General features: G+C 49.9%; 10 protein-coding genes. All 10 read right to left on the bottom strand.

The genetic code is table 11. The features are described 5' to 3' along the window. Positions 1 to 690: BspA family leucine-rich repeat surface protein (locus ACJROR_RS02690; protein WP_406545747.1), on the bottom strand; the 690-nt coding region annotated here is incomplete at its 3' end. Positions 691 to 798: 108 nt separating this feature from the next. After that, positions 799 to 2,409 carry a BspA family leucine-rich repeat surface protein gene (locus tag ACJROR_RS02685; protein ID WP_406545746.1) on the bottom strand — a complete coding sequence of 537 codons (1,611 nt, stop codon included), beginning with the start codon at positions 2,407 to 2,409 and terminating at the stop codon, positions 799 to 801. A 116-nt stretch (positions 2,410 to 2,525) separates the two neighbouring features. Then, complete coding sequence (locus tag ACJROR_RS02680) at positions 2,526 to 3,983, bottom strand: BspA family leucine-rich repeat surface protein (protein WP_406545745.1); 1,458 nt, start codon at positions 3,981 to 3,983, stop codon at positions 2,526 to 2,528. A gap of 687 nt (positions 3,984 to 4,670) precedes the next feature. Then, positions 4,671 to 7,661 carry a protein kinase domain-containing protein gene (locus ACJROR_RS02675; RefSeq protein ID WP_406545744.1) on the bottom strand — a complete coding sequence of 997 codons (2,991 nt, stop codon included), beginning with the start codon at positions 7,659 to 7,661 and terminating at the stop codon, positions 4,671 to 4,673. 346 nt (positions 7,662 to 8,007) lie between these two features. Then, positions 8,008 to 8,556 carry a DUF4276 family protein gene (locus ACJROR_RS02670; protein WP_406545743.1) on the bottom strand — a complete coding sequence of 183 codons (549 nt, stop codon included), beginning with the start codon at positions 8,554 to 8,556 and terminating at the stop codon, positions 8,008 to 8,010. Between the two features lie 2 nt (positions 8,557 to 8,558). Beyond that, positions 8,559 to 9,755, bottom strand: coding sequence for an AAA family ATPase (locus tag ACJROR_RS02665; protein ID WP_406545742.1), 1,197 nt, complete (start codon positions 9,753 to 9,755; stop codon positions 8,559 to 8,561). Between the two features lie 490 nt (positions 9,756 to 10,245). After that, the gene (locus ACJROR_RS02660; RefSeq protein ID WP_406545741.1) at positions 10,246 to 11,382 is read right to left on the bottom strand and encodes an ATP-binding protein; all 1,137 of its coding nucleotides are present in this window, start codon (positions 11,380 to 11,382) and stop codon (positions 10,246 to 10,248) included. A gap of 177 nt (positions 11,383 to 11,559) precedes the next feature. Next, positions 11,560 to 12,534, bottom strand: coding sequence for a hypothetical protein (locus ACJROR_RS02655; protein WP_406545740.1), 975 nt, complete (start codon positions 12,532 to 12,534; stop codon positions 11,560 to 11,562). Then, entirely contained in the window at positions 12,534 to 13,268 is a 735-nt protein-coding gene (locus ACJROR_RS02650; protein WP_406545739.1) for an ImmA/IrrE family metallo-endopeptidase, read from the bottom strand. The genes ACJROR_RS02655 and ACJROR_RS02650 overlap by 1 nt, the downstream gene beginning before the upstream one ends. 91 nt (positions 13,269 to 13,359) lie before the next feature. Then, on the bottom strand, positions 13,360 to 13,725 hold the full coding sequence (locus ACJROR_RS02645; protein WP_406545738.1) for a helix-turn-helix domain-containing protein: 366 nt from the start codon (positions 13,723 to 13,725) through the stop codon (positions 13,360 to 13,362). Positions 13,726 to 15,017 lie beyond the last annotated feature (1,292 nt).

Raw genomic sequence — 15,017 nt, 5'->3', positions numbered from 1 at the left:
AGTATGCCACTTTTCCAGGGGCTGGTTAAATTTCTCCGCGCCGGCAAACATGGATATCATATTCCTCACGCCGGATACATCCCATTTCCCCAGCGGCTGATTAAAGGATACGGCCTCCTGAAACATGAAAGACATGTTGCGCGCGCCCGATACATCCCACTTCTCCAGGGGCTGATCAAAGGCAGCCGTTTCAGCGAACATTTCCGACATATCAGTAACCCGGGAAACATCCCAGCCCTCCAGAGGCTGATTAAAGGCGTTCGCCCCGTTAAACATATGGTTCATCCGCCTCACTACGGATACATCCCATTTCTCCAGCGGCTGGTTAAAGCTTTTTGCGGTGCAAAACATGAGTGACATATCGGAAACCATGGAAGTATCCCAATTCTCCAGCGGCTGATTGAATTTTATCGCCATTAAGAACATGCCGGACATATTGGTAACCTGAGCGGTATTCCAATTGCCAATATGATGGTTAAAATTCACCGCCTCCTCAAACATATGAGACATATCCGTCACATGAGAAGTGTCCCAGCTTTCAATACCGGAAAAATCCTCCCGCTTATCTTCGGCAAAAAGCTTGCTCATATCGGTGATAAGAGAGGTATCAATATCTCCGAGCTTAACTTCAGAGTTCTGAATGAGTTCTTTAAGTTCGTCCTTGTTTGCAGGCTTGTATATTTTGGTCATGGTAAATTTCCTGTGTGTAATTCCGGATAATATCCGTAAGCAGGTCTTTCCGAGAGTGGCTGATAAGTGTCTTTTTGCAGAAAACCGAAGTCTTCTATGGCGTTTCTTTCACTTTTCCGGTTCAGATGCGTACGGGAGCGGGTAATGATATGAAGCAGATCCGTTAAACATTTCATCAGCGGGGATATCATACTTACAAATATCAGGGTACCATTTTTCCAGGGAATAACTGAATGCCGCGGCATTCTCAAACATGCTGCTCATGTCTGCCGCGTAAGAAATATCCCAGTCAGCAAGCGACTGATTAAAGCTTGCGGCATTTTTAAACATGCCGTCCATGCGCGCCGCATGAGAGGTATCCCAGTTTCCTATAGGCTGGTTGAAAGCTATGGCATCCTCAAACATGCAGCTCATATCGTCCACATAAGAAGTATCCCAGGTTCCGACAGGCTGATTAAAATGCACCGCCCTCTCGAACATGCCTGACATGTTGGTCACATGAGATGTGTTCCAGTTTCCAATTGGCTGATTGAAGCTTAATGCCCCGGAAAACATGGCTCCCATGTCGGTGACATGAGATGTATTCCATCTCTCCAGCGGCTGATTGAAGTTTTTTGCATAAAAAAACATTTGGCGCATGTCAGTCACATGAGAAGTATCCCAGTTTCCTATGGGGTGATTGAAGCTTGAAGCCCCGTCAAACATGAATGACATGTCGGTAACCCGAGAGGTATTCCAATTCTCAAGCGGCTGATTGAAGCTCTTGGCGCCGCCAAACATCCATGACATGTCGGTAACCCGGGAGGTATTCCAGTTCTCCAATGGCTGATTGAATCTATGAGCCCCGTCAAACATGCTGTGCATGCTGGTTACGCGAGACGTATCCCAGCCTCCTATGGGCTGATTGAACCTTTCAGCTCCCCTGAACATCTGACTCATGTCAGTCACATGAGAAGTATTCCAGTTGCCTATGGGGTGATTAAACGATGCAGCATAATTAAACATCGCGCTCATGTCGGTAACCCGGGAGGTATCCCAGTTCTCCAGCGGCTGATTGAATCTTAATGCTCCGGAAAACATACGCGACATATTGGCAACATGAGATGTATCCCAGTTTCCTATATACTGATTGAAACATTCCGCCTCGTCAAACAACTGGGACATGTCGGTAACCAAAGAGGTATTCCAGTTCTCCAGCGGCTGATCGAAGCTCGCCGCGCCGGAAAACATGCTGCGCATGCTGGTCACACGAGAAGTATCCCAGCCCCCAATGGGCTGGCTGAACTCCTCTGCGCCGCAAAACATGCCGGACATATCGGTAACATGAGAAGTATCCCAGTTTCCAATGGGCTGGTTGAACTGCTTTGCGCACAGGAACATGCGGAACATATTGGTAACACGGGAGGTATTCCAGTTATCAATAGGATGGTTAAAACACCAGGCCTCCTCAAACATATGAGACATATCGGTCACCTGAGCGGTATTCCAATTGCCAATGGGATGGTTAAAATTCACCGCCCACGCAAACATACGGGACATATCTGTCACATGAGATGTGTCCCAGCCTTCAATACCCGAGAAATCTTCCCTCTCATCTTCGGCAAAAAGCTCGCTCATATCGGTGATAAGAGAGGTGTCAATATCTCCGAGCCTAACTTCGGGATTCTGAATGAGTTCCTTAAGTTCGTCCTTGTTTGCAGGCTTGTATATTTTGGTCATGGCAAATTCCTGTGTATGATTTCGGAAAACTTCCTGCGAAAGCGAGTTTGTTCCGGAAATGCAAACTATTTTGCTGGCACTTTTGTCAGAAACAGCAGTCTGCTGCGGTGCATATTTCAGTTTTCCGGTTCTGATGCATACGGCAGCGGGTAATGATATGAGACGGCACGGTCAAACATTCCATCAGTCCAAATACCATAATGATGAATATCGGGATACCATATTTCCAGGGAATAACTGAAGGCCGCTGCGCTCTCAAACATGTTGTACATGTTTGTCACGCGAGAAATCTCCCAGTTCCCTACAGGCTGATTAAAGCTTGCGGCTTTTGCAAACATGAAGCTCATGCTTCGCACGTGAGAGGTATCCCAGTTTCCTACAGGCTGATTAAAGCTTATGGCTTTTGCAAACATGCAGCCCATACTTCGCACGTGAGAGGTATCCCAGCTTCCTATGGGCTGATTGAAGCTGCATGCACCGTAAAACATGTATGACATGTCGGTCACCTGAGCGGTATTCCAGTTCTCCAGCGGCTGGTTAAAGCTTTCTGCTCCATTAAACATATTTTTCATTGTGATAACCCGAGAGGTATCCCAATCCTCAAGAGGCTTATTAAAACTTGATGCCCCGGCAAACATGCCGGACATATCGCTAACCTGAGATGTATCCCATTTTTCAAGAGGCTGATTGAAGCTATGAGCCCCGCCAAACATGCCTGACATATCGGTAACTTGAGCGGTATTCCAGTTCTCCAGCGGCTGATTGAAACTTTGCGCATTGGAAAACATTCTGGACATGCTGGTAACCCGGGATGTATCCCAACTCTCAAGAGGCTGATTGAAGTTTTTGGCGTCGCAAAACATGTCGGACATGTTGATAACATGAACGGTATTCCAATTCTCAAGAGGCTGGTTGAAGCTTTCTGTTTCAGCAAACATGCCGGACATATCAGTAACCTGCGAGGTATCCCAGTTATCCAGAGGCTGATTGAAGCTTTTGACTCCGAAAAACATGCCTATCATCTCGGTGACATGGGATGTGTTCCATCTGTTCAGGGGCTGGTTGAAATTTTCAGCGCGGAAAAACAACAATGACATATCGGTCACCTGAGCTGTATCCCAGTTCCCGACAGGCTGGTTAAAGTTTTTAGCACAGAAAAACATGCCGGACATGCTGGTCACCTGAGCGGTATTCCAATTCCCAATAGGCTGATTGAAGCTTTCCGCGTGGAAAAACATGCCGGACATGCTGGTCACCTGCGCAGTATTCCAGTTCCCAATAGGCTGATTGAAGCTTTCAGCCCCGGCAAACATGTCGGACATGCTGGTAACCCGAGCGGTATCCCAGTTTCCAATGGGGTGGTTAAAATTCCGCATATTGGCAAACATATAGGACATATCCGTCACGTGAGAGGTGTCCCAGTTTTCAATACCGGAAAAGTCCTCTCTTTCGCTCTCCTCGAAAAGCCAGCTCATGTCGGTTATAAGCGAGGTATCAATATCCCCCAGACAGATTTCCGGGTTATTAACCAGTTCCTGAAGCTCGTCCTTGTTTGCGGGTTTATAGTTTGCCATGTTTATTGCTCTTTACTGTTTCTGCAAAGCTGTGACAGAGAGTATTTCTTTATCTGTCTAAACTACTAAAATCAGATATCAGCCTAAAATTAAGTTTCATAACAACAGAATCAGTGTAGCAATTCACCATTAAAATCCGAAGATAAAATCTGAGCAAGTATCACAATATTTTAATTTTGTGATATGTATCACAGAATTAAACCACACGTCAAAAACGTTCCGAAACAAGGAAAATAAAGGATTACTGCCCGTTTGCAGCGGTGATTGATGATTGCTGGCCGGACTGGGAATTAAGCTTTGTCATCGTGTCGCTGCAAGAATTACGAAGAATTTACTGACAGAAGAAGATCCGGCCTTTTACAGCAAATATCCCGAGAGTTAATATCAGGAAAAAAGCCTTGAGGAAACAGACCTTAAGAACCAAGCCAGCTCCGGCCATTCCTCCGCAGTTCGTCTTTTTCAGGTTTTCTTTTCATTTTGAGATGCTCGATACCTTGGAAATCTTCCCGGACATGCTGTTTTGGGGAGTTTTGCGCCCCGGACATAGAGAAGCCCGGAAGGACGGTTTCTGCCGGGGGCTGCGGTGCTAAGCTCCCGGATCTGTCAGCGCGGCAATCCGGGGCACGGGGAATTATGCTTAAAGCCCTATAGCAGGAGACCGGTTCCACTCCGGAAGCAGCGCGGTCCTCAGACTGCGGGCTCTGTTCCCGTAATAATCCGGAGAACAGGACGTACGGTGATACGCGGGTTACCGCAGTTGGTTCCCAGGTGCAGCACACCGCCCTTGCTGACGATTGCCACGCCATACCAATGAGGCGACCTCAAAAACCAGGGACTGATTCCCAGGTGACTCACCGGTTTTTGGGCTTTGGCAAAGGGCGTAGGCGAACACTTGCGATCCTCGCCGTTCCTGAAATATGTCTTGGCCTCTTCGATGCTGAGAATAAATATCCGATCCTCGGTATCTCCGCCATGAAAATTTTCAACATGAGACAATGTTATCCATTCCTGCTCGGCAGCGGTAAAGGATTCCTTCATAAAGGAGCCATTGAGCCATCTGCGGAGTTTGCTTCCTTTCCAGGTATTATTATCGGAGTACCGATCATCAAATGGCACGCAGTCCAGCTCATACCGGCTTATCAGGAGCATTTCGCGGTCATTCCGATCCAGAATCCGCCATTCAATCGGGGATTTGCCGCTCTTCTGATCCGCTCCCTGCCAGTAGTTTCCGAACAGGATATATTCGCCCTCCATGCGGAACGGGGGAGCCGGGTACCTAACGCCGTTTACGGTAATTGCGGCGGGCCGGATAACCGGAGTTCCCGCCTCCCGGATCCGGGTTACCAGACTCTTGAAGCCCCTAAGGCCGGTCAGACGATCCAGAGAGCTTTTCCGAAAGGCCGCGAATCTCCGGAAAAATTCCGGATAGCTGGCATTATCGGAAAGGAGCTTTTCCAGCCAGGTCTTTAAATCCTTCTGCGCGGGAAAACGGTACTCATCAAAAAAGACCGGGGATTCAGATCCGGCTTCAGATCCGAATTCCGGAGCATTTGAACATGCCTGAACAGCTTCCTGAATCCCGGTAACGGCTTCGGAACACTCCGGATCTCCGGCCAGATTATTAAGAGACTCGGCGTGTCTGTCCCGGAATCTTACGAGAAGATCCGGGGTCTCCTTAAACTCGGAGGGGAGCTTCATCAAGAAGTCCCGGAGAGCCGCGCGGTTAACAAAGAGCCGGTCATCAAACCAGACAAGTTCGGATCTGGCCTTCCGGAGGCAATCCCGGGGATCGCCCTCCCTCCAGACCTCGCGGGAGAGATCGCCGAGGGCCAGATCAAACCTTTCCGCCAGATATGCGATGCGAACGGCATTTCCGGACTCCCGGAGACTGTCAATATAATCCCTGAAGGCTGCGGCATCCCGGATCTGGAACTCCCGATCCCCGAAGATCGCCCTTTCCGAATCCCGGAATATTCTGCCAAGCTCAGCGCGGGATTCCTCCTCCGGGATCCAGCGGGAAAAGAACTGAAGCTCATCCCGGCAGGGATCCAGGGAATCTGCGTAGGATGCAAAATCCCGGATCTCCCGCTCCTTCATTTCGGAAATGAATTCCCGGGGCGTCTTATAGATCCGGCCGTTTATTTTGATAAGGCGGGATTTTCCGAAAAGATAGCCCAGTATCCAGAGCAGCTGTTCCGCCGTTACTACCTCTCCGCGCAGGAGCTTGTCGGCCCGGTCGAGAATGGCAATGGCCGCGGGGCTTTTCAGGATGTTTTCAGCCCAGAGCCGGAGGGCGTTCCCCCGGTAAAGACGATCAAATGCGGCAGCAAAATCCCGCTCTCCGGCTCCCGCAGCATGCAGCAGCGCCTTTCCCAGATCGCTAAACCCTAAAAATTCCTGCCCGCTGACATAAAATTCCCGGATCTCCGGACAGAGACGGTACATCAGCCTTGCCACAATGCCGATCTGCGCTGCCGGTTCCGCGGTCTTCGCGAGCTCCTCCTCGGCCTTCTGGCAGAGCTTTTCCAGAGGGCTTCCGGTCATGCCGAGATACATGGCAAGACGGCCCCGGCCCAGCTCCCGGACTCCCGCGGCGGGATCCCGGAGAAGAGCCCGGGCCAGATCCGGAATGGCGCTGTAAAGGGTCTCCCCCAGCTTATAGGGCTTCCGGAAGACTCCGGATTCGGGAGTTTCCCCCGGAACCGGGAGATCTTCGCCATTAAGCCATTTCTTTACCTCGTTATAGCCCCAGCGGCGGTTGGGATTATCGGGTTCGTTCCGGTGGGAGAGATCCTTGTAGGTAAGCCCCAGCACCAGCTTCCGGAGATCCTCCGGAAAATCCTTCGGAAACTCGATTTTGCTCACCGAGGCCAGCCGGGCGTTTTCTTCCGGTGTCAGGGTCTCGTTCTGAAAAGGCGTATACCCGGTAAAAAGCTCAAATACGGAGATGCCCAGGGCGTAGTAGTCAGTCTCCCGGTGCCAGATGCCCTGCATGGCTTCAGGGGCGGCGTAAAAAGGCGTCATGCCGGTGGAGGTAACCACAAAGGTGGCATTGCCCGCCTCGGAGCTGATGCCGAAGTCAATGAGCACCACATGCTCTCCGGTGTCATCGGGAATCATGTTGGCCGGCTTCACGTCCTTGTGAAGAATGCCGGCCTCGTGGATGGCCCGGAGTCCCTCGTTGACCGAGGGGATAATGAGTTCCCGGAGATCTTCAGCGGTAAAGCGTTCTCCGGAGGCCAGCGCCTCGGCAAAGGACGGATACTGATACCGGGGCATAATCACGTACTGGTGTTTTTCCAGGGTGCCGTAACAGAGAACCGGAGCCACGCAGGGATTTTGCACCTTCCGGAGCTTATCCACGATTTCCGGCTTTATGGCATCTTCCCGGCGGTAGAGCTTCAGGATAAAACCGGGGTCAGCTGGCTTATCTCCTGTACCGGTTATGCCGTCATCCCCTCTTATTCTGTCATCCCCTTTTTGTCCCTCATTCCCTCTGCCGGTCTTCGCCAGGGAACAAAGGTAGATATCCGCCTCGCCGGACTGGACGCTGAGACGCCGTTCTACATGGTAGTCCCCCAGGGTGAGTCCCGTGGCATCGGGAACCTCCGAGGCGCTGATGTTAATCATGGTTCTTTGGAACTTTTTCAGCATGGCATTGATTCTGGTTTCGGTCATACAAGAACTCCGGAAATGGGCAGCGTTTAGCTTGAGATCCGTTTAAGCCCTGGCCTTCATTATGGAATATCGGGGCAGCAGGTTCAGATTGTTTTGGCAGGATCTCTTTTCAGGCGCAGATTTTTTGAAAAGTATAAGAAGTTAATATGACATCCGCAATAAAATTCTGATACGGACACAAAATATGTGATTAATATTCGCATCAGCGCGGGGTTTTCGGGCCGGCGCTGACGTCTGTCAAACGGGATGACTGATTATGCCGGGATTAGCGAAAGAGATGTCTCAGAACGGCTCGGCATGGCCGGCTGATTATTATCGGCTGGGATGCGGCCACCGCAAACCTGCTTTATCCGGGTTCGCACAGCGACTGAATCCCTTTAAGAAAGACCCCAAAGCTATAGGAGGTGTTGTTCCAGAGATCCATATGGGGAGCAATGCGTTTTGCGCCGTCTATCTGAGTCAGCACCGGGATGTATCTTTTCAGCTCTCTTTTGGGATTAACGATGGCATCAGGATCCCGATAGATCCTATTCCTGGCAAGATGGGTAAGATCCTTGCCATAGGCAGCGCTTACAGCTGCCAAATCTCCCCAGTACCAGGATTCCATTTCGTGGCAGGGAATCCGGATGAGTACTCGTTTTCCAAAACCGGAGCATAATGCCGCAAGCTCATTTTTAAGCTGCCGGCAATCGTTAGAGTCCTGGTCGTGCAGCACGACAAAGGCGGTGTCGGGTTCATTCCACCCGCGCAGCTTAATGGGCAATGATTTCCTTAAGTCGGACTTCCCATCATGAGGAATGGTTACAAAATCGACATTATCAGGGAGTATGCGGGGAAGAATAATATCAAGAAGAGCCTTCATGGAACGCTCCTCCAAAAGGAAAACAATCTTCATTATCAGCTCTTGCCCTCTGTGAGCCCGCCGGTCAGAAGATCCTGACGCCAGAGAGTTCCGGGTAAATCACCGGCATCATAAAGACTTTGCGCCAGAGGATTATCCCCGGCCCGCTTAATCACCGTATATCCGTCCTGCCTGATAAGGCAGTAAATGAACTCCAGCGGCACGGCGTTCAGGAAGTCCGGGGAATGGGTTGAGACAAAGACCTGACTGTCAGCATCTGCATAGATCTGAAATTCTTCAGCCAGCTCCGGCAGAAGTTCCGGGTATAACTGGTTTTCCGGTTCCTCCGCGCACAGCAATGCATGCTTATGAGGATCATGAAGGAGCAAGAGGTAGCTGAACATCCTGATGGTGCCATCGGAGACATACCGAGCTGAAAAGGGATTCTTAAAACGCCCTTCCCGAAAACGCAAAACAACATAGCCGTCCTGAGTTTCCTGAGCTTCAACCTTCTCCACCCCGGGAATCCGCATTTGCATTTTCTGCATGATTTCGTTAAATACCCCGGGATGATTGTCGTAAATGTATTTCGCGACCACCGCCAGATTATCGCCATTCCGGGAAAGCTGATCGCAGTATCCCGCTTCCTGTCTGCCCCGGGCCGCCTCCGCCCGGAAATCGGACACGTACCAGCTTTCCACCAGCTTCCGAAATGCTGCTACCGCAGCATAATCCTTGAACTGCCCCACCCCCTTTAGGGCCAGAATATCCGGAGCATCCAGCTTCTGATGTTTTCTTTCCGTAAGCCGCGTATCTATGCCGGAATTAAGATCCCCTGCTGCCGCAAATCCTTCGCCGCCGGCAAATTCCAGCGCTTTCCACGAAGCTCCGTTCTCTCCCCGGCGCAGGCTGAGAACCTCCTTTTTTACCACGGGCCTTTTGTTTTCATTTAACCCCAGAGACAGCTCATAAGTCATGAACTGCTCGTTGCCGGCAGGTCTGCACTCAATGACAAAGGAAATATCCTCACCGAAATGGTCTCTTGATACCACTTCCTCGTAGCCGCCCCGTTTCATCAGGGCGGTATTTACGTTTCCGTTAAGGCAGTCCCGAATAAACCCGAAAACATCAAAAAGAGTCGTTTTTCCGCTGCCGTTCTTACCGATAAAAACAGCCATTTCCGGAATGTCCCGGATTACAGCATTCTGAAAAATCTTGTAGTTCATAATTTTTACGGATTCGATCTTCATCATGATTCTTCCATGTTTCGGTTCTATTTCTGGTATGTTGTTCTCAACAGGCAGGCGGCTTCCAAACAACCCTGTTTCAGCTGCCATCATGCCCGGTTCTATCCGGATCCCATTCAAGAGACGTTTTCCCCCAAAACTCCTGAACCAGCCCGGGGGATATTTTCAGATGGGCGGGGCCGCAAAGGGGGTTCTGCTGTCTTATTTGCGTTTTTTGCGCCGCTTATTGGGCTTATTTTTCCTGATTAATGTATTTGCGATTTTTGGGGCTGTTTTTGGTGCCGTCGCCCCGTTCATATGCATTTCATCCGTGTCCAGAACTTCACTCAAATTATACCGATATCGGCATAATGCTCGGAGGATTCCCTCCGAAAAAACTAGTTTTGATACACCATGCCTGCATTTAATGCATGTTCCGCCATAACAGAGACAGCAGCCGTGCTGAAGGCCGTCTGTCAAATGATATCCGATTTCGGGACTGCATCTCTTGCCTGTCTTAAAAAGTCTCCCCGCCCAAAACCGGACAACTCTTCTTAACGGCCTTAAAATGAACTTTGATAACCTTGCCGCTGAACTCAAAACGGGGAAGCTCCGCCCCCGCCTCCCGGCAGGATTCCCGGATCCTGTCAATGCCATGTCCCCAGTTATTGGTGTATCCGCACCGGAAAAATACATTGGCAATATCCTGATTGTACGGAATGGCGCTATGCGGTGCCAGCAAAGTATCAGCTGTCCAGCCGTCAGGAAGGATGCAGCAGTTACTGATAATCATATCCTCCTCGCTTATCCTGATCTGGATCGGGACGCCGAACGTATAGGCATTATGGGAAAGAGCGCTAAAAACAGCTTCCCGGACAGCCATTCTGGGAAAAGGGTATATCTCAGATCTCCGGTCAGGCGCATAATCGATCCGGGGCTTCAGATATTTATGAAAAATAAGGTCAATCACCTGGTCTGCAATCCGAATGAGCGAACATTCCAGAGTGTCCTGATATTGCGCATCGTGGCCGGCGCCGAATTTGCCGATTCTGACACAGCAGCCATTCTGAATTATCCCGGGATCCCGATGAAACAGAAGAATCGCAGATTTCTTAAGCTTGCCGTGAGAGACAAGATGCAGCTTGCTGAGAAGTTCAGCATTGGAGATATTGAGCTGTTCTGCGGTCATCCGTTTGCTGCGGAGAGCCTCACGCCGAAAAATCCGGAAACTTTCTTCATCGAGATCTTCCACTGCTATGTCATCGGAAGTTTCCTCCTCCCGGCCGGTTCCGGTCTTTCTCATGATAAAATCCGCGAGAGCAATCCCTGCAAGCAAGATGTTGGCCCTGCCGCTCCTGAAGTAGTATTCCCCCTGACAGCTTACCGGATTAGAGCTCGGGTTCACCCTGATTTCAATATAGTCAAGCCCCTCCCGGGTTCTGACCTTAACATGAGCCGCAATACCGAGTTCGTTCCGGATCTTTGCCGCAATCTCTTCAGCAAGGTTTTTGGCGCGGTTAACACCGGTAACCCGATCTGAAACATCAAGTCCGATGTGCATGACTCCGCCGCGGGCGTTGGCAAAGCCGCACAGCCATCTAAGGCATGCATCATTCCATGATTCCCGGTATTCCGTATTTTGAATTTCTGACATAATCCCCCTCCGGCATCAAACATAGAGCGCTGTAAAAACTGCCATCAACTGCGGGCTGTCCTTCCTGCCCGGCGGTAACTGTCCGGGTGCAGATTCCCGCGATTTTCCTGTCTTTCTTTCCCGTCTTGCCTTTCCCGTTCTTCTATCGGGCTCCTTGTTTTTGAGCAGCGCGGTTCCCTAAAACACGATGCTGATCCCGTTCGGCTCCATTATCTTCCGGGCCAGATCCCGGGGGGACATGGAAATCTTTTCCTGTACTGCGATATCGAAGGGGGTAAAGCCCATAACCGTGATATTGCCGGATGTCCCCGCTGATAAGAGATTAACCAGATTGTCCCAGGTCAGATTGTCATGCTCATGATACATATGCTGCGCCAGCTTTGGGGTGCTGTACAAAATGATTCTGGCCGCCTGATTCTGAATGCCGGATTTTCTCATAACGGAATCAATCCTGCCCGCGGCCCCTTTATCATCGGTTACCACAGAGAGCTTTCCGGCAGGAAGTCCCGGGAGGTTTGCTAAAACATGCAGGCAGACTGATAATAATTCTTCCCCCAGATTGTCGTCATGAGCTTTGCATCCTCTCGCTCCCGCAAAGAATTTTTGATAGAGATCCGTGGATTTGAGATTCTTTTCTTCCAGCACGGCCGAATGCAGCTTTTTATCCGATTTCAGAGCATCCATGATGGAGCTTACCGGTGTTTTAACCGTTCTTACCGCCCATAACAGATACTCGTTAACTCTCTCCTGGGATGAAAAGCACTCCGCAAGAATATCCCGGACATGCTCTTCGTTGAAGAGAACCACCCTGAGTCCCGCATCACTGAGAGCCTGCATAAAATCCACAATTTGCTTTGGCAAAACATGCCTTTCCCCGGCCAGCTCCATCAAGATGCATCTCGTTATAAAGATTACCGTGCCGCGCTCCTTAAAGAAGTTTGTCAGGATGCTCCTTTCCGGAACCGGCAGACCCGAATGCCGCCGGAAAGAACAGGCATCATAAAAGATAACCCTTTCCCCGCGGAAAAATACCGCCTTGATCTCCTTTATATCCGTACAGACAAACGGCGCTGTCTCACGGAAGTTATCAGGGATTTCCGCATAAGCAGCCGCCGTTATTCCGGCCTCTGTTTCGGCCTGATTCGCCGCCATCAGAGCTCCCCTTTAATCCTTGATGATAGCTCGCGCATGCAGCGAAGGGCCTTGCTGACGGCGCGATCATTAATATACCCGTCTCTGCTGTATTCTTTACCCAGTCTCTCAACCAAAGACTCCATGCGGGGATAATCATCCCTGAGAGAGGCGTCCATTATGGTTTCATCCAGCCACAGATCAGTAAGCTTTTGTCTCACGGCCTCTCTCGTCGGACTCAGCAGTTCTTCCGTTATGTCATCCCCCGGAATGAGTTCCAGTTCCAGACATCTTATCAATACCGCCATATACGGCACCCGGTAATAGGACACCAGCTGCGCCAGAACCGAAAAGACATCATCCTGAGACTCGTTTCCGATCCGGGCATATCTGAAATGCGCATACATCCTTCTGAAACTGACCTCAGGCATTAGCAAAGTACCCGCAAACTGACTGGCCCGGTATTCTTCCTCGTTTTCGTGCCAGGCATCATCGGAAAAGGCAACATGCGATGCCACTGCCATGTTTCCGAATAAAACATGGTAAACCTCATGAGACAGCGCAAAATTCACATTCACCCGGGGAAGCGAGGTGTTTACCACCACATACCCGGCCCCATCGCCCCGATAGCTCACAGCTCCGATTTCTTCATCAGCAAATGGCATTTCAAAAACGTAAAAGCCTTTTATCTTCAGGGCTGCACGGACAATCTGGAGGATGCTGAGAAGATCGCTTTCATACGTAATTCCCGCCAATGAACAGAATCGCCTTACGAGAGAATCTGTTTCAGCGCGATTCTTATGGTTATGGGAGATGATTTTACGTAACCGTTCCGCATTCATGCTGTTATTCCTCAGCGATATTCTTAAAGCGTGTTTTGGCGCTGACCACCAGATCTAAAGTCTCCATAAGCTCAATGAGATCCCGGGCAATTCCAGCCTGCTTCTCCGCTGGTGCTCCCGCATAGAAAGCTATTTTGTCTGCTTTTGCGGTTCCCATGGGGGATATAACCATGTCATCAGCCAGAAAATAGGCCACGCTCTTCCCCAGTCCCCGGGCAATCTTTTCCATATCAGAGCCGCTTTCCTCCTGGACTCCCGTCAATATGCGGGAAAGCTTATTCTTATCGATGCCGCTCTGCATGCTGAGATAGGTCTGCCGGATCTTCATTGCCGAGAGATATCTGTTAACGTTGTCTGTAAATCTGGTCATCTCGGTCTCCTTTTCATGATATCACCGCTCCGTATCTCCGGCTGGCTCTGCCGCTTAAGCTTTTTCCGGGCTTACGCTTACAAATGACACGACTATTGGTTCAGAGCCTTTTGGTAACTCTCACCAGCCCTTCTAATGTGCATTATATCTCAGATTTTATTATTTTACCTTGATTTATCACTAACAATGCTGCATTTTAAGCTGTTTTCTCATCTTTACTCTTATAATTTGAGATTTTCTGAAAGAGAAGCAATCTTAAGAGCAGAACCCCCCCCATCCGACCGGTAGCCCAGTTCCTGGGAAAATGGTCAAAAAGCCATACCGTCGCAGAATCATGCCTTGGTATCTTAATTTACGGCATACTTAAGACTGTCGGAAAGTTTCTGGAGTGAACTCCGTTCCTTATGCAGCCGATTTTCCGGCGTCTCTTCTGCCCGAGTTACATTTACGATCCCTGACTTTTTCTACGTGATGATTGCTCAGGTAACTGACTGTGCCTGGTTGTAATTATGCTTGTTACAGCACTTTGAAAGCCTTTGACATACGTCAACAAACAGTCTGGCAACAGTGTTGATTTTTCATTTCCGGAGAAGGGACCGAAGGAATTTGCGGGAGAGAGGATGGCAGCCTCGTTTTATTCAGCGGATTTGAGACTTTTTCTAGTATTTCCGCTGAATAAGGCGAGGGAGATATTCATCGGCCATATTCATTGAGTGTATTTCTGACAACCTTTTGCCGTATTTTCTGTCGGTGGTTGCTGTTGTTGAAAAGGCTCTTTTTAAACTGTCGTGTCAGCATCCCGCTGATGCGAGGCATTCCGGCGCCCGCAGGACACCGGCCTTTGACAGAAACGCGCAATTCCGGAGAACCGGCATGACATCCCCTCCGCCGGGGCTCGGAAGGCCTTGTACACAGCCGGCCGGCACAATCAATATTGGCAGGAACAAATGTTAAAGTTCCGAGGAATAATAATTAAGAAGGGAAGACGCCTGCGGCGCTTCCTGTTTAATGATTAAAGGGGCTCCGCCCTTTACCCCTGAAACTGCCTCGTATTTCAAAATTTGAAGCGTATGGCAGCCTCCCGAGGCCTGTCTGATTTGTACTCTGTACTACAGTCATCGGCTTTAACGAACTATCCTATTGCGTCAGAATATGATTTCGCCTCCTCGTAAATTGCTTTGGCAAAACCGTAGGTGTCAGGCACTCGGGTAACCAGGTGAATGCCTTTATCTACCGCCTCAGGAATAATATTATCGGTACACATGGCGCTGTCTCCGACAAGATACTTCAGG

Origin of the sequence: Succinimonas sp., from assembly GCF_045225735.1 — a bacterium.
GTDB lineage: Bacteria > Pseudomonadota > Gammaproteobacteria > Enterobacterales > Succinivibrionaceae > Succinimonas.
This window is presented reverse-complemented; position numbering and strand designations above follow the sequence as displayed.

Coding starts and splice junctions, on each gene's coding strand:
- ACJROR_RS02685 (WP_406545746.1), bottom strand. CDS start 2,409: ATGACCAAAATATACAAGCCTGCAAACAAGGACGAACTTAAGGAACTC.
- ACJROR_RS02660 (WP_406545741.1), bottom strand. CDS start 11,382: ATGTCAGAAATTCAAAATACGGAATACCGGGAATCATGGAATGATGCA.
- ACJROR_RS02655 (WP_406545740.1), bottom strand. CDS start 12,534: ATGGCGGCGAATCAGGCCGAAACAGAGGCCGGAATAACGGCGGCTGCT.
- ACJROR_RS02670 (WP_406545743.1), bottom strand. CDS start 8,556: ATGAAGATTGTTTTCCTTTTGGAGGAGCGTTCCATGAAGGCTCTTCTT.
- ACJROR_RS02645 (WP_406545738.1), bottom strand. CDS start 13,725: ATGACCAGATTTACAGACAACGTTAACAGATATCTCTCGGCAATGAAG.
- ACJROR_RS02680 (WP_406545745.1), bottom strand. CDS start 3,983: ATGGCAAACTATAAACCCGCAAACAAGGACGAGCTTCAGGAACTGGTT.
- ACJROR_RS02675 (WP_406545744.1), bottom strand. CDS start 7,661: ATGACCGAAACCAGAATCAATGCCATGCTGAAAAAGTTCCAAAGAACC.
- ACJROR_RS02665 (WP_406545742.1), bottom strand. CDS start 9,755: ATGATGAAGATCGAATCCGTAAAAATTATGAACTACAAGATTTTTCAG.